The organism is Staphylococcus simulans, assembly GCF_047037175.1.
In the GTDB taxonomy this organism is placed as follows: Bacteria; Bacillota; Bacilli; order Staphylococcales; family Staphylococcaceae; genus Staphylococcus; species Staphylococcus simulans_C.
The window spans coordinates 561751-583450 of sequence record NZ_CP178241.1 but is presented as its reverse complement, the minus strand read 5'-3'; the positions used below and the strand labels follow the sequence as shown (position 1 = coordinate 583450).

General features: G+C 35.9%; 19 protein-coding genes and 1 riboswitch. Of the genes, 9 read left to right on the top strand and 10 right to left on the bottom strand.

The genetic code is table 11. The annotated features are described in order from the left end of the window. Window positions 1-152 precede the first annotated feature (152 nt). The 3 genes from msaA (at window position 153) to ACFCT9_RS02680 (ending at window position 3236) form a co-directional block, all read left to right on the top strand. On the top strand, window positions 153-461 hold the full coding sequence (msaA, locus tag ACFCT9_RS02690) for a regulatory protein MsaA (RefSeq protein ID WP_412520626.1): 309 nt from the start codon (window positions 153-155) through the stop codon (window positions 459-461). A 351-nt stretch (window positions 462-812) separates the two neighbouring features. Further along, window positions 813-1013: a cold shock protein CspA gene (cspA, locus tag ACFCT9_RS02685; RefSeq protein ID WP_001831260.1), complete on the top strand. Its 201-nt coding sequence runs from the start codon at window positions 813-815 to the stop codon at window positions 1011-1013. A gap of 228 nt (window positions 1014-1241) precedes the next feature. Beyond that, complete coding sequence (locus ACFCT9_RS02680; RefSeq protein WP_412520624.1) at window positions 1242-3236, top strand: SdrD B-like domain-containing protein; 1995 nt, start codon at window positions 1242-1244, stop codon at window positions 3234-3236. A 79-nt stretch (window positions 3237-3315) separates the two neighbouring features. On the opposite strand, the gene lysA is transcribed toward ACFCT9_RS02680, so the two are convergent. The 9 genes from lysA to ACFCT9_RS02635 form a co-directional block, all read right to left on the bottom strand. Beyond that, entirely contained in the window at window positions 3316-4584 is a 1269-nt protein-coding gene (lysA, locus tag ACFCT9_RS02675; protein ID WP_412520622.1) for a diaminopimelate decarboxylase, read from the bottom strand. Window position 4585: 1 nt separating this feature from the next. Continuing rightward, window positions 4586-5662 (bottom strand): alanine racemase, encoded by a 1077-nt coding sequence (locus ACFCT9_RS02670; protein ID WP_412520620.1) that lies wholly within the window; start codon window positions 5660-5662, stop codon window positions 4586-4588. After that, window positions 5659-6822 carry a M20 metallopeptidase family protein gene (locus ACFCT9_RS02665; RefSeq protein WP_412520618.1) on the bottom strand — a complete coding sequence of 388 codons (1164 nt, stop codon included), beginning with the start codon at window positions 6820-6822 and terminating at the stop codon, window positions 5659-5661. Before ACFCT9_RS02665 ends, ACFCT9_RS02670 begins: the two co-directional genes overlap by 4 nt. A 117-nt stretch (window positions 6823-6939) precedes the next feature. Then, the gene (gene dapD / locus ACFCT9_RS02660; protein WP_412520617.1) at window positions 6940-7659 is read right to left on the bottom strand and encodes a 2,3,4,5-tetrahydropyridine-2,6-dicarboxylate N-acetyltransferase; all 720 of its coding nucleotides are present in this window, start codon (window positions 7657-7659) and stop codon (window positions 6940-6942) included. Window positions 7660-7684: 25 nt separating this feature from the next. Next, entirely contained in the window at window positions 7685-8413 is a 729-nt protein-coding gene (gene dapB, locus ACFCT9_RS02655) for a 4-hydroxy-tetrahydrodipicolinate reductase (RefSeq protein WP_412520615.1), read from the bottom strand. After that, complete coding sequence (gene dapA, locus ACFCT9_RS02650) at window positions 8413-9297, bottom strand: 4-hydroxy-tetrahydrodipicolinate synthase (protein ID WP_412520613.1); 885 nt, start codon at window positions 9295-9297, stop codon at window positions 8413-8415. The genes dapB and dapA overlap by 1 nt, the downstream gene beginning before the upstream one ends. Window position 9298: 1 nt before the next feature. Next, on the bottom strand, window positions 9299-10288 hold the full coding sequence (locus ACFCT9_RS02645; protein WP_412520611.1) for an aspartate-semialdehyde dehydrogenase: 990 nt from the start codon (window positions 10286-10288) through the stop codon (window positions 9299-9301). 76 nt (window positions 10289-10364) lie between these two features. Further along, the gene (locus ACFCT9_RS02640; RefSeq protein WP_412520609.1) at window positions 10365-11567 is read right to left on the bottom strand and encodes an aspartate kinase; all 1203 of its coding nucleotides are present in this window, start codon (window positions 11565-11567) and stop codon (window positions 10365-10367) included. A gap of 87 nt (window positions 11568-11654) precedes the next feature. Beyond that, window positions 11655-11831: riboswitch (Lysine riboswitch) on the bottom strand. A 251-nt stretch (window positions 11832-12082) separates the two neighbouring features. Beyond that, complete coding sequence (locus ACFCT9_RS02635) at window positions 12083-13684, bottom strand: ABC-F family ATP-binding cassette domain-containing protein (RefSeq protein ID WP_412520607.1); 1602 nt, start codon at window positions 13682-13684, stop codon at window positions 12083-12085. A gap of 185 nt (window positions 13685-13869) precedes the next feature. Here ACFCT9_RS02635 and cvfB point away from each other — a divergent pair, with 185 nt between their 5' ends. The 6 genes from cvfB to phoU all read left to right on the top strand — a co-directional run bounded on the left by cvfB (window position 13870) and on the right by phoU (window position 19772). Then, on the top strand, window positions 13870-14781 hold the full coding sequence (gene cvfB / locus ACFCT9_RS02630; RefSeq protein WP_412520605.1) for an RNA-binding virulence regulatory protein CvfB: 912 nt from the start codon (window positions 13870-13872) through the stop codon (window positions 14779-14781). A 418-nt stretch (window positions 14782-15199) separates the two neighbouring features. Beyond that, window positions 15200-16144, top strand: coding sequence for a phosphate ABC transporter substrate-binding protein PstS family protein (locus ACFCT9_RS02625; RefSeq protein WP_412520603.1), 945 nt, complete (start codon window positions 15200-15202; stop codon window positions 16142-16144). A 175-nt stretch (window positions 16145-16319) separates the two neighbouring features. Continuing rightward, window positions 16320-17246 carry a phosphate ABC transporter permease subunit PstC gene (gene pstC, locus ACFCT9_RS02620; protein ID WP_412520601.1) on the top strand — a complete coding sequence of 309 codons (927 nt, stop codon included), beginning with the start codon at window positions 16320-16322 and terminating at the stop codon, window positions 17244-17246. A gap of 1 nt (window position 17247) precedes the next feature. After that, window positions 17248-18180, top strand: coding sequence for a phosphate ABC transporter permease PstA (gene pstA / locus ACFCT9_RS02615; RefSeq protein ID WP_412520600.1), 933 nt, complete (start codon window positions 17248-17250; stop codon window positions 18178-18180). 51 nt (window positions 18181-18231) lie between these two features. Then, window positions 18232-19125: a phosphate ABC transporter ATP-binding protein PstB gene (gene pstB, locus ACFCT9_RS02610; RefSeq protein WP_412520598.1), complete on the top strand. Its 894-nt coding sequence runs from the start codon at window positions 18232-18234 to the stop codon at window positions 19123-19125. Next, on the top strand, window positions 19125-19772 hold the full coding sequence (gene phoU / locus ACFCT9_RS02605; RefSeq protein ID WP_412520596.1) for a phosphate signaling complex protein PhoU: 648 nt from the start codon (window positions 19125-19127) through the stop codon (window positions 19770-19772). Before pstB ends, phoU begins: the two co-directional genes overlap by 1 nt. Before the next feature lie 83 nt (window positions 19773-19855). Here phoU and pepF read toward each other — a convergent pair whose 3' ends face one another. Further along, the gene (gene pepF / locus ACFCT9_RS02600) at window positions 19856-21661 is read right to left on the bottom strand and encodes an oligoendopeptidase F (RefSeq protein WP_412520594.1); all 1806 of its coding nucleotides are present in this window, start codon (window positions 21659-21661) and stop codon (window positions 19856-19858) included. Between the last annotated feature and the right edge of the window lie 39 nt (window positions 21662-21700).

Genomic DNA, 21700 nt, shown 5'->3' with positions numbered 1-21700 from the left:
CCTCTTTGTTTTATTATACGAATTTTCAGGGCAAAAAACTAATATTTACTACACAACCCAATTTCGATTAATTCAAACACATTTCTTGAATTTATCTATTGAATAGTTGAAAATGTAGAGAGAAATGATTTTTCTATAAAGGGGATTTTAAAGTGTGGACTGTCAATATAATCAGAGCTGACTATGAGGGATGGTGGTTGTTCGATGATTGGCGTGACAATATTTACGAACAATATCAATTTGAACAATATGAGGAAATGCTTAAAAAATACAGAGAACTGATTTGTTTGTCTAAAATGAAATTTGATAATTTCGTAAAAGGTAAGTACAATATTTATGCATTCTACAATAATTGTGATATGGGGTTTTGTGAAGATTGCGATGAAGATATGCAAATATTTTATAGCTTTATCGTTTTATATAATAACGAAGTATATTACGACCTCCCAATTATTGACTAATTATTTTTTACTATTTGTATTGCAATGATATGAGGAATGCACTATAATGGGTTTTAAGCAATAGTTTTATTCCATATTGCAAAGAATATTTAGCTCAAACACATATAGAACATACTGATAACATTGCTTTTGCATCATCTGCAAGTAAGGGTGGTATCGTAAGATTTATATTGAGTCATTAACAGTTATTAATCCACCTGCAGCACATACATAAGACTGTTGAAAAGTGATTAGAATGATATTAATATCGAGATTTGCTTTTGTGGTTTTACAATACTCTAATTATCGTAAGTATTTTTTGTAATATGCGAATAAGCATATTGAATTTTAGTCTTGGAGGTTTCACAAATTATGAAACAAGGTACAGTTAAATGGTTCAACGCTGAAAAAGGATTCGGTTTTATCGAAGTTGAAGGAGAAAACGACGTATTCGTACACTTCTCAGCAATTAACCAAGAAGGTTACAAATCATTAGAAGAAGGTCAATCAGTTGAATTTGAAGTAGTTGAAGGCGACCGCGGTCCTCAAGCTGCAAACGTTGTTAAACTATAATTAATAGATGGCTTTTATTGATTACTAAACACTTTACTTTATGTAAAGTGTTTTTTTCTTTGCCTTTTTCCGCTTTAATCTCATCCTTCACGTTATAAAAAGGTTTTGTAAAATTAAGTTAAACTATTTGTAAATTAAAAATCATCCAATTGATTCTATGCTATATTATATTCATTCAACCGGCATGATAGACAGAGAGCCTTGACAACTTAGAGAGGAGCAACATCTATGCACAAAAACTATCATTCATCACAAAACTTCGGTATTCGTAAATTTACAATTGGTACTGCCTCAATCTTACTAGGAACAGGTATTTTCCTAAGTATTTCTCACGATGCTGATGCTGCTGAAACTACAACAGCCAATCAAGTAGTTACTGAAAAAGCACAAACGCCTACACCTAATCCATCAGCAGAAAATCAAACACAAGCTGCTTCAAATACAACAACACCAACAGTTACGTCATCAACACCGTCTGAACCTGTAAATGCACCCGCATTAAATGCGACAAGTAACGGTTATAAAATTGGTGATTATGCGTGGATCGACGCAGATGCGGACGGCATTCAAGGTGCGCAAGAACAACCTCTAGCTAATGTGAAAATCGAATTATCACAAAATGGCAAAACCATCTCTACAACTACAACAGATGCCAATGGCAAATACTTATTCACTAATGTTGCGAATGGCACATACGAACTCAATTATGAAAGTCCTGAAGGCTATACACCTACACAATCTCAAGCAGGTGAAGACAGCGCTGTGGACTCAAATAACATTCCAGGTGAAGTCACAATTAATAATGCTGACGATTTAACTGTTGATGTCGGTTATTTAGTAGATCTGCCAACTCCTGTTGCGAAATATAACTTAGGCAACTTTGTTTGGAATGATTTGAACCACAATGGTATTCAAGATAAAGATGAACCTGGCTTGAAAGATGTCCAAGTAACATTGACTAAACCTGATGCATCAACACAAACAACAACAACTAACGACAAAGGCAACTATGAATTTAAAGATTTACCAAACGGTAAATACAAAGTTGCTTTCGCAACACCTGTTGGTTTCGAACCTACACTAACTGGTCAAGGCGACTTAGATGTCGATTCTAATGGCGTTACTACTGATGTGGAAATTGCTGATGCCTATAATGAATTTGTAGATAGCGGCTTCTATAAAAAACCTACTTCATTTAAATTAGGTGATTTGGCTTGGATTGATGCCGATGGCGATGGTGTACAAGGGGAATTAGAAAAAGGTCTTGCCGGTGTTACAGTAGAATTAATACAAAATGAGCAAGTCATTGCTTCTACTACAACAGATAAAAACGGTCATTATCAATTTGATAACGTCGCAAACGGAACATATCAAGTGGCTTTCAGCGTACCTGACGGTTATTCACCAACACAAGTTCAAGCTGAAGACGATATCTCAAAAGACTCTAATGGTACACCTGTCGATGTCACAATTAATAATGCTGACGATTTAACTGTTGATGTCGGTTATTTAGTAGATCTGCCAACTCCTGTTGCGAAATATAACTTAGGCAACTTTGTTTGGAATGATTTGAACCACAATGGTATTCAAGATAAAGATGAACCTGGTTTGAAAGATGTCCAAGTAACATTGACTAAACCTGATGCATCAACACAAACAACAACAACTAACGACAAAGGCAACTATGAATTTAAAGATTTACCGAATGGTAAATACAAAGTTGCTTTCGCAACACCTGTTGGTTTCGAACCTACACTAACTGGTCAAGGAGACTTAGATGTCGATTCTAATGGCGTTATCACTGATGTGGAAATCGCTGATGCCTATAATGAGTTTGTAGATAGCGGCTTCTATAAAAAAGAAGTGGAACAACCTAAAAAAGATGAACCTAAAGTAGATGAAACAAAAAATAATCAACCTAAAGAAACTCAAGTTACGGAAGATGAGATTGATTATTCTACACAACTACTTGAACAACCAAATCAATATGTAGAAGAAAGTGTGACTGAAGCTACTCAAGAAGAAAAAGAAGTTTCAGAGGATGAAGACTTCACAGATTACTCAACATTGTTATTAGAAGCAGGTAACACAGTAAATCATGAAGCTGAGGAAAGTTCAGAAGCTTTCACCCCTGAACAACCTAATACAATTAACGACGAAGAAGATTATACAGATTATTCTACATTACTCTTAGAACAAAGTAATACGCCTTGTGATCTTTAACATATCGTTTCAAGCACCAAAAAAACGAACTGATGAGATGTCAGTTCGTTTTTTTATTCTTCATATTTAAGCTTATATGTTATTTGATTTTTGTATCATTGATAATCAATTGACGCAGTGATTGACGTTTAATAACTTCTCTTGCTTTACCGTCTTTCACAAATAATACAGCTGGTTTCTGCATTTGATTATAATTAGATGACATAGAATAATGATATGCTCCTGTTGAAAGGATGGCTAAGTAATCGCCACGATGAACAGAAGATGGTAATTTAACATTACGCGCGATGATATCACCAGATTCACATAACTTACCTGAAATCGTAACAGTGTCATCTGCTTCTTCATCACGGCTCACTAGTAATGCTTCATATTTTGCATCGTATAAAGCTGTTCGGATATGATCACTCATACCGCCATCAATGGATACATATTTATTAATGCCTGGAATTTCTTTAATGGTACCGACTTCATAAAGTGTTACACCCGCTTCTCCAACAATAGAACGGCCTGGTTCAATACCAATAGTAGGCAGTGGATAATCCGCTTCTTCTGCAATCGCTTTTAAAGCGTCTGTAATTTCTTTAATTCCTGTTTCAATAGGGAAGCTGACATCACCTTCAACGTAGCGGATACCAAATCCGCCGCCAATATTTAATAAATCAACTTCTAAATTCAAACCTTTTAACCAGTTAATCACAATTTTAGCCGTTTCAACCATTGCTTCGGTACCTTCAATTTGTGAACCGATATGGAAGTGAATACCTTTTAAGTTTAATTTATCACTATTTTGAATCTTTTCGATCGCTTGATCTGCTAAACCATGTTTAATAGATAAACCGAATTTACTATCTTCCTGACCTGTTTGAATAAATTCATGTGTATGTGCTTCTACACCAGGGTTCACACGTAATACGACATCAGCAGTTTCTGATGCGTAGCGATTAATTAATTCGATTTCATCTAAAGAATCTATTACGAAATAGCCAATTTTGCTTTCTAACGCATAACGGATTTCGTGTTTCGTTTTATTATTACCGTGGAAGTGGATGTTTGCTGGGTCGTAACCTGCTTCTAATGCAGTATACAATTCTCCCTCTGACACAACATCTAAACTTAGGCCTTCTTCTTGAACAAGATTTACCATTTGTAAGCACGTAAATGCTTTTGAAGCATATGAAATATTATAATCAAGTCCGCTTGCTTCAAATGCTTCTTTATATCTGCGCATTTGACTACGAATTTGGTCTTCATCATAAACAATCAGTGGGGTACCAAAGCTTTGCGCAATCATTTCCAAGCTAGTGCCACCCATTGTTAATTTACCATTTTTATATTCTACAACCATTTTATCGAATCTCCTTTATCAAAGAATCATGGTTTAGCGCACTTAATTGTTCAGAGTTCGCGCCGACACCTTTAAACGTATATTCATCAATACGCATATCTTCATTATATAGTATCACTTCATCTTGTGCAGTAACGGTTTCATCTACCGCTACGAACATATGACTCATCATCAGCGCTTTGATAGGGTATCGCTTGCCATTGATAATTGCTTCGTGTTTCGCTCTGGTTCTTAAGATACCGTCACCATAACCCATATCAACCACTGCGAGTTTTGTATGATCTTGTTCGACTTCATATGCAAAGCTGTAGCCGCAATAATCACCTTGATTGACGTCTCTGACTTGAATGACATTACCTTTAACTGTCAGCGATTGGCTGATGACATCTTCTGATAAGCTGCTGTACGGTCTTGAACCATATAACGCTATACCGACACGCGCATGTGTATGTTGGGGTAATAGTTGTTGGTCTTCACGATAAAATGAAGCACTGTTTTGAGCATGGATTAAATCAAAATGATAACCCTCTGCAAGCAAACGATCCACAACATCAACCCAAGCTTGTTTTTCAATGCCATACTCTGGCACATCAAATTCATCGGCATAACCAAAGTGTGTCCATAAGCCACTAATAATCATTTTTGATTCATTTGGATTCACCGCATGATCTTTAAGCACTTCTTTAATTTCATCTAGTGTTTTTAGACCTGAACGATGTAATAAATTTTCAAACTCCAAATGCACATGGATACCTTGTAAGTCTTCTTTATATTGGTAGTAATATGTTAAAGAGGGAAGTGTCATATGGATTTGATTCTCTCTTACCGCATCAAAATCATAAACCGCGTTCATTAAAAAGATTGTCGCATTCGGCGCTATTTTTCTGACGCGGATAGCTTCTGCGAGTGATGTGGTACTAAATGTATCAATACCCGCTTCTAAGAATGCTTGAACAGAGAATTCTAAGCCATAGTTGTACGCATTGTTCTTCACTACAGCCATTAAATTTTGGTTATTACGCACGCGTTTCGCATTATCTATAAATTGTTGTCGGTTAACAGACCAAATCGCTGTCATGAAGAAACCTCCTTGCCATATTGGAATAATAGATTTTCATAATAATCCGCAATACGGATTAATTGTGCTTCATCAAAGTTGAGTTTTGGTGTATGCAAGCCATGTACCCAATTATTAGCTTCATTACGAATACCTACAAATACGAAATAGCTTGGCGCGATTTGGCTATAGAAGCTAAAATCTTCACCGAATAAATAAGGTTTTTCTAGCTCTACCACATTTAAATCAGCATCTTTTAACGCTTTTACGACGCCATCATGTAAAGTAGGGTCGTTATAAGTAGGGGGATAACCTTCTTCAAATTTCACTTCACAATTAACGCCGAATAACAATTGAACACTTTGCGCAATTTTAGACATTTGATCTTTAACTGCTTGCAAGTCATTCGTGTCATACGTACGAATTGTACCTTCTAAGTAACCTTGGCTAGGTACAGTATTAATGGCTTCACCAGCATTAAAGCGACCAATATGAACAATATTTCGTTGTAATCCATTTAGATGATATTGTTGGATTTGGCTGACTTGATTTAATACGTGAATTAAACCTTCACCACACGATTTGCCTTGTTCTTTATTTGCGACATGACTGGATTGACCTTTTAAGAAGAAACGATATTCTGTCGCACTCGCAGTAATCTCTTCATTCATAATTGTTACAGTACCTTCATCGTTAAAAGGCATGACATGAATACCGAAGACTGCTTCAATCGGATGATGATCAAACGCGCCGGCTTTAATTAAACGGTTGGCACCTGCACCTGTTTCTTCAGCTGGTTGGAAAATGAAGACGACATTTTGCGGTAATTCACCTTTATCAAATAAGTCTTTACAACGTCTTACAAATAAAAGTAGGGCAGTGGTATGACCATCATGGCCGCATGCATGCATGACATTGGCTTTCGTACTTTTGAAGTCGATTTCGTTTTCTTCATTAATTGGTAATGCATCAATATCTGCTCTATAAGCAATCGTATGATTACCATTACCTTTTAAATGCGCAATCACACCTGTTTCTAACGGACGTTCAAAAGGAACGCCGATTGATTCTAAAAATGCGATGATATGATTCGTTGTTTCATATTCTTCTAAACTTAATTCTGGGTTTTGATGAAAGTGACGTCGATGTTCTGTTACAAATTCTAATTCAGTTTGTGTCATAATATCCTTCCTTTTTGCTTACTAAAATATGTATAAAAGGCGTATGTGAGGCTCTGCAAAACGCACACGATACGCCTTTTTCAATCTATTTAATAGTTGTTAACGTCTGTATTTTGATTAGTCATTTAATTTACGTAATGCAGCGACAATTTCGCGTTTTGAGTCTTCAACTTCAGAAGTTTGTTTGATGACTCTCGCTGGTGTACCTGCAACTACAGCACCGGCAGGAACATCTTGTGTTACAACTGCACCGGCAGCAACGATTGCACCTTCACCGACACGAACACCTTCAAGCACAACTGCATTCGCACCGATTAATACGTTGTCTTCAATCACAACAGGGGATGCACTTGGTGGTTCGATAACACCGGCTAATACTGCACCAGCACCTACATGTACGTTTTTACCTGTTGTTGCACGGCCGCCTAATGTTGCACCCATATCAATCATTGTACCTTCGCCGACTACCGCACCGATGTTGATTGTTGCGCCCATCATCACAACTGCACCATCTTCGATAATCGCTTGTTCACGAATGAATGAACCTGGTTCAATACGCGCATTAGTATGGCGTAAATCTTTTAATGGAATCGCAGAATTACGACGATCCATTTCAATTTCTACATCTTCAATGTAGTTTTGATATTCATCATAAAATTTATCCCAATCATCCGCTTCACAGAAAATCACTTTAGAATCTGATCCGCCGAATACTTTGAATGATTCAGGGAAAGTTACGTTTTTAAACGCACCATTAATATAAACTTTTAGTGGTGTTGATTTTTTCGCATCACTAATATATTGAATAATTTCCTCAGCTGTTAAATCTTTTGCCATTGTAAAAAACCTCTCCTTTGTTTAATTATTGATTTAAATTATCAAATGTATAATACCCATTTGGTTTGTTAACCAATCGCTCAGCAGCAGTAATAGCGCCATTCGCGAAGATATCTTTTGATTGCGCACGGTGTGTTAATTCAATCGTTTCATCTACACCTGCAAACAAGACTTCGTGTTCGCCGACAATCGTACCGCCGCGTACAGCACTAATACCGATATCTTCAGGTTTTCTTCTTTCAGTTGTTTGTGAGCGATCATAGACTGGATTCACTTCGTCCTTAATGTCTTTGATAACATCTAACAATTTAATTAATGTACCACTTGGCGCATCTACTTTTTTATTATGATGTGCTTCGATTAATTCAATATCATAACCTTGTAATAGCGGTACAGCGACTTCTAATAATTTTGTCATAACATGAATGCCATAACTCATATTTGCACTGAAGAAGACAGGCATGTCTGTACTCAATGATTGAAGTTTCTCTTGAATTTTTTCTTTTTCACCAGTTGTAGCAACGACAACTGGCAATGTGAAATCTTGATCGAGCAATGGTAATAATAAGTCAGGGTTAGAGAAATCAATCGCTACTTCAGCATCTTTTGCTTCACTAATTTGTGTGAAAGTAGGGTAGGGATAGTCATTTTCAGGATCTGGTACGATGACACCTACAATTTCATGACCTTTTTCTTCAGCTAAACGTGCAACACGTTTATTCATTGCGCCATATCCGATTAACAAAATTTTCATTAAAGTTCACCTGCTTTATATTTGGCATAAGTTGCTTCAAGTTGTTTTTGATCTGATGATTCTAATGTTACGAGTGGTAAACGGACTTCATAGTTACCGAACCCTTCAACTGCAGTTAACGCTTTAATTGGAATAGGGTTTACATCTACAGATAAAGCATTTAATAATCGACTGATAGGTTCGAAATCTTGATCGATAGATTCACCGCGTTTTGCTTTTTCATAAAGTGCTTGGAAATCACCAGGGATTACATTAGCAACAACTGAGATAACACCATGGCCGCCTTCAGCGTAGTAACGGACAACATTATCATCATTACCGCTGTATAACGCAAACTCAGACAAGTCTAAATGTTCTTTTAATGCACGGTGATGTTCAAAATCATTTGTCGCATCTTTCAATGCCACAATATATGGGTGTTTTGCTAGCTCTACCATTGTTTCTACATCAATTCTCATATTTGTTCTTGAAGGTACATCATATAGTACGACAGGTAGTTCAACGGCATCAGCCACTGTAGTGAAGTGGGCAATTAAGCCGCGTTGACTTGTTTTATTATAGTAAGGTGTGATCAACATCACTGCATCTGCGCCTAATTCTTTCGCACGTAATGATGCCTCTAATGATTTTTGTGTTGAGTTTGTACCTGTTCCAGCAATGATAGTCGCTCTGCCATCTACTTGTTTAACAACCGCTTCTAAAACGCGTTCTTTTTCCTCTTGGCTCAAAGTAGGGTTTTCAGCAGTTGTTCCATTAACAATAATCGCTTGAATATTGTTGTCTAATAAATAGTTGACGTGTTTCTCTAATGCTTGATAATCGACTTCATTATTTGTGAATGGGGTTGTAAGTGCTACCCCAACTCCTTCAAATAAATGACTCATATTAAGAAACTCCTTTCATTGATAAAACTTGTTCTAAAATTTGGACTGTATTCAATGCTGCACCTTTAAGTAAGTTATCTGAAGTTACCCAAATATGGAATGTATTATCTAATGAATCATCTTTACGAATACGACCGACAAAGACTTCATCTTTACCAGTAGAATTAACCGCTAATGGATATTCATTGTTTTCAGGATTATCAACCAAAACAACACGGTCATCATTTTCAAATAATTCTTGAATTTCTTTAACTGTTGCCGGTTTATCTAAAGTAACATCCATTTCAACACTGTGACTGTCTTGTACGGGTACACGTACACAAGTTGCTGTTACTTTTAAGTCTGGCAAGTTTAAGATTTTACGTGTTTCATCAATCATTTTTTGTTCTTCTTTTGTATAACCATTTTCTAAGAACACATCAATGTGAGGTAAGACGTTGTTATAGATTGGATGCGGATAAGTTTTAGGGGCTTCTCCTTTTTCTCCGTTTAATAAGTCTGCACGACCCGCATAACCTGAACCTGATACTGCTTGATATGTTGTATAAGCAACACGTTTTAAACCGTATTTATCTTGTAATGGTTTTAATGGGACTACAGATTGGATCGTTGAACAGTTAGGATTTGCGATAATACCTCTTGTAAATTTAGGTTCGTTAACTTCTGGAACGACTAAATCGATATCCTCATGCATTCTCCATTGACTTGAGTTGTCAATTACAATAGCACCTGCTTTTTCAAAAATAGGGGAGAAGTGTTCACTTGTAGCACCACCAGCACTCATTAATACATAATCAAAATGTTCGCTTGCAGCTTCTTCTGTTAATTCTTGAACTGTGTATGTTTTACCTTGAAACTCGATTTCTTTTCCTGCTGATCTTGCTGAAGAAAATAATACAAGCTCATCAAATGGAATATTCTTACGATCAACTGTTTCTAACATTTTACTTCCTACTAAACCTGTTGCACCTGCGATAGCTAATTTTGTCATATTCAATTCACTCCATATTATTATTTAAGAAAGTTGCTGCTTTCTTGAGTTTCTGATTCTTGCTGCTTTCAAACTTTTAAATATCAAATGTTTCGTAAAGTTCTTTGACTGCACGTTCACCGTTATCCTCATCTATGACATAAGAAATACTAATTTCAGATGTCGTAGTTTGATAGAACGGTATACCTGCATTAATTAAACTGATGAAAGCTTTTGATGCGACACCTGACATATCTCTCATACCTGAGCCGATGAGAGAAATCTTGGCGTAGGCATCATTTAAATTATAATCTAAAGCTTGATAATCTTCTGACAATTTATTAAAAATACCTTTGATCTGCGTCAAATCTGTATCTTTAATTGTAAATGAGAGTTGTAAGCCTTCAATATTGACAATTTGTGAAATCATATCAACATTGACTTGGCCTTCTTCAAGTAATGTAAATAAATCTGTTAAGAGTTGATTATCAGATAGGGGATAGCTGATTGTGACATGCATCATTTTGCGGTCTAACGCTACACCTGTAACTGCTTTTTTCTCTAATATTTCTGTTTGTGACATAATCCACGTTCCCTCCACATTTGATAAAGTTCTTCCTAAATACAATGGAATGTTATAGTTGTTCGCGAGTTCTACACTGCGTGTTTCCAATACGCCTGCTCCAAGTGCACTCATTTCCATCATTTCTTCATAAGAAACGACACTTAAACGTTTAGCATCTTTGTAGACACGAGGGTCAGTCGCATACACACCATCAACGTCTGTATAAATTTCACATGGTGTTTGGTTGGCTGCTGCTAAAGCAACGGCAGTCGTATCAGAACCGCCACGACCGAGCGTGGTCAATTCAAGTTCATCATTTATACCTTGGAACCCGGCTACAACAAGTACATCATGCGTTTCAAATGCTTTATCAAAAGTATCAGGATTAATTTCTGCAATCCTGCTTTTGAGATGATGTCCGACTGTTTTAATTCCGGCTTGATATCCTGTCATGGCTCTTGCTTGAACCCCAATATCATTGAGCACCATAGACAAGTAGGAAACGGTTTGCTGTTCACCAGTCGTTAGTAAGAGCGCAAGCTCTTGTTGTTTTGGTTCACTGGTCAGCGCAGCTACATTTTCCATTAATTGGTCAGTTGTTTTTCCCATTGCACTGACCACGACAATAAGTTGTTCGTCATTTTCTATTCTATTTTTCAGCATTTCAGCAATATTTCTAATTTTCGTAAAATCACTGACAGACGAACCGCCGAATTTTAAAACACTTCTTTTCATTTCTTAACATATCCTCCTCGATAGTAGGGGAGAATCACATATATAAAAAAAGCAAGTCCGGAATGCGAACTTGCTCGTAGATTTATATACAAGTGATGCACTCCATTATTTGATAATAATGACAGACCCTTAGCTCTTAACCTGAAAGTCCAACAATCATAACTCTGCATTTATGATTATTTCGGCATCTCACCCTTTCCTTACCAACTGCGACAGACAGTAGGCGTGGCAAGTACTGATGATTGATGCGCCTCATCAAAAAACTATTCAATTAATTAGTATGTATCACATTATACATAGTTACCATTGAGATGTAAACCAGAAATATATGATTTTTGGAAATTTACTGAAAAAAGCCTAAATTCCGAAATCATTTACTAATTAAGTGTAATTTATACATTGTTTTTTTCATCGTCTATTATCAATTTTTTAGCTATATACTCTATATAGACCAAGCAATGGGGGTTAAACATAAAAAAAGAGATTAGGAGTTAATTCCTAATCTCTGAAAGGATCTAGCTTAAAACGCCAGTTTCTTTTAGGTACTCTTCGTAACTGATTTCTTTAGAAAGGGCACCTTGCGGATTTAAGTCAATCACACGATTTGCGATGGTATTGATAAATTCAAAGTCATGTGATGTAAAGATGATTGAACCTTTAAATGATTTCAGACCATCATTGACTGCAGTGATACTTTCTAAGTCTAAGTGGTTAGTTGGTTCATCCATTAATAGAACGTTCGCACTTGAAAGCATCATCTTACTTAACATACAACGTACTTTCTCTCCACCTGATAGTACACTTGCTTTCTTCTTAACTTCTTCACCGCTGAATAACATACGGCCTAAGAAACCACGTAAGAAAGTTTCAGTTTGTTCATCTTCAGGTGCATATTGTCTTAACCAGTCGACTAACGTTAAGTTCACACCATCAAAGAATTCTGAGTTGTCTTTAGGGAAGTACGTACGTGATGTTGTTACACCCCATTTAACTGATCCTTCATCTGGTTCCATTTCACCTGCTAATATTTTAAGTAATGTTGTTTTCGCAATTTCACTATCCCCAACAAGTACTGCTTTATCATTAGGGAACATTGTGAATGAAATGTTGTCTAAAACTTTTTCACCATCAATTGTTTTTGATACGTTCTCTACGAATAATAAGTCATTACCGATTTCACGCTCTGGTGTGAATTTAACAAATGGATAGCGTCTTGATGATGGTTGAATATCATCTAACTCGATTTTTTCCAATTGTTTCTTACGACTTGTTGCTTGTTTAGATTTAGAAGCATTGGCAGAGAAGCGAGCAATGAAGTCTTGTAATTCTTTGATTTTTTCTTCTTTTTTCTTGTTTTGTTCTTGCGCCATTTTTTGAGCAAGTTGACTTGATTGATACCAGAAATCATAGTTTCCGACATATACTTTGATTTTACCGAAGTCTAAATCAGCGATATGTGTACATACATTATTTAAGAAGTGACGGTCATGGGAAACAACAATAACTGTATTCTCAAAGTTGATTAAGAAATCTTCTAACCAACTAATTGCTGGGATATCCAAACCGTTGGTAGGCTCATCGAGTAAAAGTACATCAGGTTCACCAAATAAACTTTGTGCTAATAATACTTTAACTTTTTGGTTGTTTTCTAATTCAGACATCTTTTTATCATGCAAATCAGCAGGGATGCCTAAGCCTGATAATAATGTTGCAGCATCTGCTTCAGCATTCCAACCATTCATTTCAGCAAATTCGCCTTCTAATTCAGCAGCACGAATACCATCTTCATCGCTGAAGTCAGGTTTCATATAAATTTCGTCTTTCTCTTTCATCACTTCAAATAAGCGTTCGTGTCCTTGAATCACAACATCTAAGACACGTTCATCCTCATAAGCGAAGTGATCTTGTTTTAAAATCGCAAGTCTTTCGTTTTTACCCATTGAAACATGGCCTGTTTGTGAATCTAATTCACCAGAAAGTATTTTTAAGAAAGTAGATTTACCTGCACCGTTTGCGCCAATCAAACCATAGCAATTACCTTCTGTAAATTTGATATTTACATCTTCAAACAATTTACGATCGCCAAATCGCAAACTTACATCAGTAACTTGTAACATGAATTTCCTCCATTAATTGATATTTCTAACGCATGAATTATACCACATGAAAGCACTTCTTTCGACATAATGCGGTTAAACTAATGTAAATCGCCTATATTATAGAAAGAATCAGTAGAAGTTCTGTCTTTGAAATTGTGAACCATGTTATAATATGCCTAATACAGAAAGTGGAAGGAGTTATTATGGCTTTAAAAGATAACGATATTATCGGTACAATTGAATTTCTCAAAGTAGCCGGTTTGAACGGTTCAACATACCAATTAGAAGGCCCAAATGGCGAAGAAGTGAAACTCAATCAATCAGAAGTTAATGAAGAAGATGACCTAGAAGTAGGGGAAGAATATAGTTTCTTCATTTATCCAAACCGATCTGGCGAATTATTTGCGACACAAAACATGCCAGATATCACAACAACCAAATATGACTATGTCAAAGTATTAAAAACAGACCGCGATGGTGCAAAAGTTGATGCAGGATTACCACGTGAAGTATTAATCCCATGGGAAGACCTCCCAAAAGTTAAATCCTTATGGCCGCAAAATGGTGACCAAGTGCTTGCAACATTAAGAATCGACAGCGAAAAACAAATGTTTGCACGTTTAGCTTCAGAAACGATTGTAAGTCAAATGTACACACCTGTACACGATGATTCACTTCAAAATCATATTATCGAAGCACGCGCATACCGTGTATTAAAGATAGGAAGTTTCTTGCTTGCTAAAGATGGATATAAAATCTTTGTACATGAAAGCGAAAGAAAGTCTGAACCTAGATTAGGTGAAGCTGTTAATGTAAGAATTATTGGCCATAACGATAAGGGCGAATTAAATGGATCTTTCTTACCATTAGCACATGAACGTTTAGATGATGACGGACAAGTGATTTTCGATCTACTTGTTGAATATGACGGTGAACTGCCGTTTTGGGATAAATCAAGCCCAGAAGCAATCAAAGAAGTATTCAATATGAGTAAAGGATCTTTTAAACGTGCTATTGGTCATCTTTATAAGAAGAAAATCATTGATATTAAAACAGGTAAAATCAGCTTAACCAAAAAAGGGGAAGCGATTGCTGAATCAGAAAACCAATCATAATATGAAATCTATTGAAACTAGGGTGGTATCCATCCTAGTTTTTTCTATCTTTTTGTAACCTTACTGTAAAATAAGACGTTAAAAGTACGTTTTTTACTTCTAAAATCAAAGCCTCGCAACTTATTTCTCATTTTTTCTAATTTTTTTACAGAAATTTTCTATCAATTTTCCATTGAGCAATTATGAAGGTAATATTAACGCAATATTAAAACCTTGATTTCATGCGGTTTACAGATTAATTGTAAACTTTGTAAAGATTGTAAATTTAATCTGATTTCTCGTTCACCGTATATTTACAATTCCTCTATTTGTAATTAACAATCCGTCTGTAATATAGGTGTTGAAAGTAATTACATACAGCTTGAGCAAACAAAAAAATCTTAACGCTCAAATGTTTATTTTAGGAGGATTTCTTATCATGAAAAAATGGCAAGTTTTAGGAACTACAGTAATTGGAGCTTCATTATTATTAGGCGCATGTGGTAACAGTGGCGGTGGAAATAGCGACAGCGGAGATAGCAAGGATAAAGACGTCAAAGGCGAAGTTAAAGGTGACGGTTCTTCAACTGTAGGACCAATTATTGAAATTTTAAATGAGAAATTTGCTCAAAAATATCCGAACGTTACGGTTTCATCTGGTACTTCTGGTACAGGTGGCGGTTTTGAAAAATTCATCAATAACGAAACTGACTTCTCAAACGCTTCTCGTCCAATCAAAGATGAAGAGAAAAAGAAATTGGAAGAAAAAGGCATCAAATATTCTGAATGGAAAATTGCTAAAGACGGCGTAACAATCGCAGTTAACAAAGACAACGATTTCGTTAAAGAATTAACAATTGATGAGTTGAAAAAAATCTACTCTGGCCAAGCTAAAACTTGGAAAGATGTTAACCCTAAATTCCCAGCTAAAGAAATCAAAGCATTCTCACCTGACCAATCACATGGTACTTATGATTTCTTCAGTGAAGAAGTTATGAACAAAGAAGATATCAAAGCTGAGAAAAACGCTGATACAAACGTTATCGTACAATCAGTTAAAAACAACAAAAACGGTGTAGGTTACTTCGGTTACAACTTCTACGAACAAAATAAAGATTCATTAAAAGAAGTTAAAATCAAAGGTAAAGACGGTAAAGCTGTAGAACCAACTAAAAAATCTATCCAAGATGGATCTTACGCATTAAGCCGTGACTTATTCGTATACACTAACGACAAAAAACTTAAAGACAACAAAGGTCTTAACACATTCATCAAATTTGTCTTAGAAGATCAAGGTAAATCAGCAGAAAAAGCTGGCTATGTAGCATTACCTGAAAAAGACTACAAAGACCAACTTAAAAAATTAGAAGACGCAACTAAATAATCACAGCAATACTCAAGTTAAACTTCCATTAGCAGCGAAACTTTCAACTTAGTTTCGCATCTCATAAGCACTTGTCCACCCGAGCTGTGTCTCGGGTGTGCTTGTTTTAAGACAATATGACACAATCAAATCGTTTAACACTTATTATTTTTCCAAGGGAAGGAAGAAGGGAATTATGAAATCTCAACACAATGTTAGAGAAATGATTGCTCATAACCAAAGAAACAAAAAAGGTATCAGTGATAAACTTGTTCCTATTGTTTTAGCGGTTATCGCAGTGATATCGATCCTAACAACACTCGGTATCTTATTTACTCTATTAACAGAAACTATTACATTCTTCACACGAGTATCAATTACAGAATTCTTGTTTACAAGAGAGTGGAATCCATTCTCTAGCACCCCGAAATATGGGATTTGGGCATTAATATTTGGTACGTTGAAAGTCACAATCATTGCAACACTCTTTGCAGTACCTATTGGTTTAGGCGCAGCGATTTACTTGAGTGAATATGCATCAGACAGAATGCGTAAAATTATCAAACCTGTGCTTGAAATTTTAGCAGGGATCCCAACAATTGTGTTTGGTTTCTTCGCTTTAACTTTCGTAACGCCAATGTTACGTAGTATCTTCCCAGAATTAGGAAGCTTCAACTCAATTTCACCAGGTTTAGTGGTAGGGGTTATGATTATCCCTTTAATCACTAGTTTAAGTGAGGATGCAATGGCATCTGTACCGAACAAAATTCGCGAAGGTGCATTAGGCCTCGGCGCAACTAAATTCGAAGTTGCAACAAAAGTTGTTTTACCAGCAGCCATTTCAGGGATTGTCGCTTCAATTGTTTTAGCAATCTCAAGAGCTATCGGTGAAACAATGATCGTATCTTTAGCGGCAGGTAGTACACCAGATTCATCATTTAATTTAACTGGCTCAATTCAAACAATGACAGGTTATATCGTACAAGTTGCAACAGGTGATGCTACATTCGGTTCTGATACGTACTACAGTATCTACGCTGTAGGGTTTACTCTTTTCATTTTCACACTTGTAATGAATTTAATCTCTCAATGGATTGCAAAACGTTTCAGAGAGGAGTATTAAGATGGCGACTACAACGACTACAAATCAAAACGGCGGCAGCAGAGCACTTGTTAACCAACAACAAGTTGAAAAGAAATTATCGTCTCGTTTAACTAAAAACAAAGTACTTAAATGGGCATTCTTTGCATGTACATTAATCGGTCTAATTGTTTTAGCAGCATTATTAATCGATACATTAGTAAAAGGGATTCCTTATTTAAAACCATCGTTCTTTACAAACTTCTCATCTTCTATGCCATCTATGGCAGGGATTAAAGGTGCTTTAGTCGGAACGTTATGGTTAATGATTACAATCATTCCTATCTCAATTATTTTGGGTGTAGGTACAGCGATCTATCTAGAAGAATACGCAAAAGATAATGCGTTCACTAGCTTCGTTAAAATCAGTATTTCAAACTTAGCAGGTGTACCTTCAGTCGTATTCGGTTTATTAGGTCTTACAATTTTCGTTCGTGGTATGGGCATTGAATCATTATCACTAGGTAAATCAATCATTGCAGCAGCCTTAACGATGTCGTTACTGATTCTTCCAGTTATCATCGTTTCAAGCCAAGAGGCAATTCGTGCAGTACCTAAATCAGTACGAGAAGCAAGTTATGGCTTAGGCGGCAACAAATGGCAAACAATCTACAAAATTGTTTTACCAGCAGCATTACCTGGTATCTTAACAGGATTTATCTTATCTTTATCACGTGCATTAGGTGAAACAGCACCATTAATCTTAATCGGTATTCCAACAATCTTATTACGCTTGCCAACTAACATTTTCGATATGTTCCAAGCAATGCCGATTCAAATTTACAACTGGGCAAAAATGCCACAGGAAGCATTCCAACACGTCGCTTCAGCAGGTATCATCGTATTACTTGTATTGTTACTAGCGATGAACGGATTAGCAATTTTCTTAAGAAACAAATTCAGTAAAAAATACTAATTGATAAATTGAAGCTCACGAATAATATTTGATCAAAGGAGTTTTGACAGAATGGAAAAAGTTCAAGACAGAAAACAAGGACAAGACAAGGCGAAGTTAAATGAAGAGTTACAACACCACGCGTCAGAACGTACTATTAAAGTAGAATCACAAACACATGAATCGTCTAAAATTGAAACAGCTGCAAACAAAGAAATTGTTTACTCAACTCAAAATTTAGACTTATGGTACGGCGAAAACCACGCATTAAAAAATATCAACCTTGATATTTTAGAAAACAATGTAACAGCGATTATCGGACCATCTGGTTGCGGTAAATCAACGTACATCAAAACATTAAACAGAATGGTAGAACTTGTACCAAGTGTTAAAACTGCAGGTAAAATCCTTTACCGCGGCAATGACATTTTCAGCAACAAACAATCTGTTGAAAAATTACGTACAAATGTAGGAATGGTTTTCCAACAACCAAACCCATTCCCTAAATCAATTTATGACAACATCACTTACGGTCCAAAAATTCACGGTATCAAAGACAAAAAAGTCTTAGATGAAATCGTTGAAAAATCATTACGTGGCGCAGCAATCTGGGATGAATTAAAAGACAGATTAAACCAAAACGCATATGGTTTATCAGGTGGACAACAACAACGTGTATGTATCGCTAGATGTTTAGCAATCGAACCTGATGTTATCCTAATGGATGAACCAACATCAGCACTTGACCCAATCTCAACATTAAAAGTTGAAGAATTAGTTCAAGAATTGAAACAAAAATATTCTATCATCATGGTAACGCATAACATGCAACAGGCAGCACGTATTTCAGACAAAACAGCATTCTTCTTAAATGGTTACGTAAACGAGTACGATGATACTGATAAGCTCTTCTCTAATCCTTCTGACAAACAAACAGAAGATTACATCTCAGGACGTTTCGGTTAATGACTGTTATTCGTCAACATTACGAAGAGCAGCTTAAAGACTTAATCAGCGATTTACGTACGCTGGGTATCAAAGTCTATTACAGTATCGACAAAGCCGTTCAATCTTTAAACAAAGAGGATCGTAACTTTGCTCGTCAAATCATTAAAGGTGATTTGGATATTAACCAATTAGAAGATGAAATCAATGAAAAAGTTGTAATGTTAATTACAAAACAACAACCTATCGCTACAGATTTACGTATGATGATTGCCGCATTAAAAATCGCTTCTGAGTTTGAACGCATTGGTGATAATGCTGCAAGTATTGCTAAAATACGTAAACGCGTGAAAATCACAGACCATTACATTTTAACGCGTTTAAAAACAATGGGTGATTTAGGATTACTCATGCTGAAAGATTTAGATACAGCATTTAAAAACAAGGATGTTACTTTAATCCTTGAAATTATCGAAAGAGATAAAGATATTGATGACTTATATAAAGACATCGTGAATACAACTTATTTAATCGATAATGATCCATTTGTGGCAGGGCAAGCCCACTTAGCCGCAAGACACTTAGAAAGAATGGGCGACCATATCGCTAATATCGCTGAAAATATTTACTACTATATTACAGGCGAAACTTACGAATCAATGATTTAGAAATATGAAAGAATAAGGGAGCGTACTCAATGTGAGCACGCTCCCTTATTTTGTTATTCAACAGAAAGTAGATTAAGTATTTATTACTGATTGATTTCTTCAGTTAATGTTTCTAATTCATCTACAAGACTGCTGATGTAACTGATAGTTTCTCGAAGTGGGGCATCTGTTGTTATATCAATGCCAGCTGTTTTTGCTAACGCTACAGGTGATAAACTGCCGCCTGCTTTTAGTGTATTCAACCAATCTTCTACTGCAGGTTGACCTTCATTTTTAATACGTTGAGACATCACTGTACCAATAGTTAAGCCAGCTGAATACGTATAAGAATAAAGTCCCATATAATAGTGCGGTTGACGCATCCAAGTTAACTCAGCACCTTCAGAAATTTCAACGGCATCACCAAAGAAGTCTTGATAAACTTTGCGTGTAATTTCATTTAGCGTAGACGCAGTTAATGTTTCTCCTGCATCTACTAAGCGATAAACTTCTCTTTGATAAGTTGCTTCTAATAAATGCGTTACCATATTGTGATAGTATGTTCTTGAAATAATAGAACCGATTACCCAACGTTTGAATTTAGGGTCGTCGCTACTTTCAAAGAGGTAATTAGACATTAACATTTCATTAGTTGTAGATGGTGCTTCAACAAAGTACATTGATGCTTCTGATTCTAAGAAGTTTTGATGACTTTGCGCAAGGTTGAAATGACCTGCATGACCTAATTCATGTGCTAAAACAAAGGCTTCGTTCATTTTTCCTGTCCATGAGATAAAGACATAACTATGAGAAGCATAAGGGCTTGCACAATAAGCGCCTGTTTCTTTGCCTTTATTTTGTGCAAAGTCAATCCAACGATCTTCATAGGCTGTTTGAACCATTTTTAAATAGTCGTCACCTAAAATACCTAAAGCATTATAAATATAGTTTTTAGAGTCTTCAATAGAAATTTCTGGATCATATGAAGGGTCAATTGATACTTTTAAATCTTCAAACTTCATATGGTCTAAACCATGTACTTTTTGGAGTAATTTCGCATAACGTTGCATCACAGGTGCTAATTCACTCATAATGACATCAATTTGACGATCATACATTTCTCTAGTGACTTCTTGTTCTTCTAATAAGTAATCAATCACTGAATCATAGCCTCTTAAATCCGCTTCAATTTTCTCTTGTTGCACATGTGTATTATAAATCGCAGCTGTTGTATGTTGATATTGGCGTAATGCATCACTAAAATGTTTAAAGCTTTTACGTCTAAAGTCTGTATCTGGACTATCTTCATATTCATTTTCAAAAGTAGGGTAGTCTAATGGGTACGTTTTGCCATTGACTTCGAATGGTTCAAAATGAATATCCAGCATTTTCGTAATACCATACATATCATAAGCTGCACTGAAAGTTGGTGATAATGCAGCCAATGTTTTTTCAACTTCAAATGACAGTTGATGCGGCTTACGATGTTTAAGTCGTTTTAAATAGTGCGGATAAGGTGTTTGAGCAATTAACTCATCAATTTGTGCATCCGATAATGCAAGAATTTCTGACTCAACAAAAGCAAGTTGACTCGCAATTTTTCCGTATGAAGTACTTAGTTTTGAACTCACTTTTTGGCGTTTAGAGTCTGTTGTATCTACACTATAATACATTTCTGCATAGTTACCTAAACGATCAATTTGAACTAATAAATCTGCAAATTGCGGTAACGCTGCTTTCACTTGTTCCACAGAATCTAAGTGACTTTCATACGTTTGATTGAACGTTTGTGCATCACTTAGCACTTGTTCTAATGTTTCATAGAACGCTTCATCATTTTTAAATAAATCCGATAAGTCCCATTTTTCTTGCTCAGGAATATCTTTTCTTAACGGTAATCCTTGACTCATATAGAATTCCTCCTGCAATCTTATTAATTATTCTTATGA

What these genes read in the sequence shown, in the direction of transcription:
- cspA (WP_001831260.1), top strand. Translation starts at nt 813, where the DNA reads ATGAAACAAGGTACAGTTAAATGGTTCAACGCTGAAAAAGGATTCGGT.
- ACFCT9_RS02680 (WP_412520624.1), top strand. Translation starts at nt 1,242, where the DNA reads ATGCACAAAAACTATCATTCATCACAAAACTTCGGTATTCGTAAATTT.
- lysA (WP_412520622.1), bottom strand. Translation starts at nt 4,584, where the DNA reads ATGGTTGTAGAATATAAAAATGGTAAATTAACAATGGGTGGCACTAGC.
- ACFCT9_RS02670 (WP_412520620.1), bottom strand. Translation starts at nt 5,662, where the DNA reads ATGACAGCGATTTGGTCTGTTAACCGACAACAATTTATAGATAATGCG.
- ACFCT9_RS02665 (WP_412520618.1), bottom strand. Translation starts at nt 6,822, where the DNA reads ATGACACAAACTGAATTAGAATTTGTAACAGAACATCGACGTCACTTT.
- dapD (WP_412520617.1), bottom strand. Translation starts at nt 7,659, where the DNA reads ATGGCAAAAGATTTAACAGCTGAGGAAATTATTCAATATATTAGTGAT.
- dapB (WP_412520615.1), bottom strand. Translation starts at nt 8,413, where the DNA reads ATGAAAATTTTGTTAATCGGATATGGCGCAATGAATAAACGTGTTGCA.
- dapA (WP_412520613.1), bottom strand. Translation starts at nt 9,297, where the DNA reads ATGAGTCATTTATTTGAAGGAGTTGGGGTAGCACTTACAACCCCATTC.
- ACFCT9_RS02645 (WP_412520611.1), bottom strand. Translation starts at nt 10,288, where the DNA reads ATGACAAAATTAGCTATCGCAGGTGCAACAGGTTTAGTAGGAAGTAAA.
- ACFCT9_RS02640 (WP_412520609.1), bottom strand. Translation starts at nt 11,567, where the DNA reads ATGAAAAGAAGTGTTTTAAAATTCGGCGGTTCGTCTGTCAGTGATTTT.
- ACFCT9_RS02635 (WP_412520607.1), bottom strand. Translation starts at nt 13,684, where the DNA reads ATGTTACAAGTTACTGATGTAAGTTTGCGATTTGGCGATCGTAAATTG.
- cvfB (WP_412520605.1), top strand. Translation starts at nt 13,870, where the DNA reads ATGGCTTTAAAAGATAACGATATTATCGGTACAATTGAATTTCTCAAA.
- ACFCT9_RS02625 (WP_412520603.1), top strand. Translation starts at nt 15,200, where the DNA reads ATGAAAAAATGGCAAGTTTTAGGAACTACAGTAATTGGAGCTTCATTA.
- pstC (WP_412520601.1), top strand. Translation starts at nt 16,320, where the DNA reads ATGAAATCTCAACACAATGTTAGAGAAATGATTGCTCATAACCAAAGA.
- pstA (WP_412520600.1), top strand. Translation starts at nt 17,248, where the DNA reads ATGGCGACTACAACGACTACAAATCAAAACGGCGGCAGCAGAGCACTT.
- pstB (WP_412520598.1), top strand. Translation starts at nt 18,232, where the DNA reads ATGGAAAAAGTTCAAGACAGAAAACAAGGACAAGACAAGGCGAAGTTA.
- phoU (WP_412520596.1), top strand. Translation starts at nt 19,125, where the DNA reads ATGACTGTTATTCGTCAACATTACGAAGAGCAGCTTAAAGACTTAATC.
- pepF (WP_412520594.1), bottom strand. Translation starts at nt 21,661, where the DNA reads ATGAGTCAAGGATTACCGTTAAGAAAAGATATTCCTGAGCAAGAAAAA.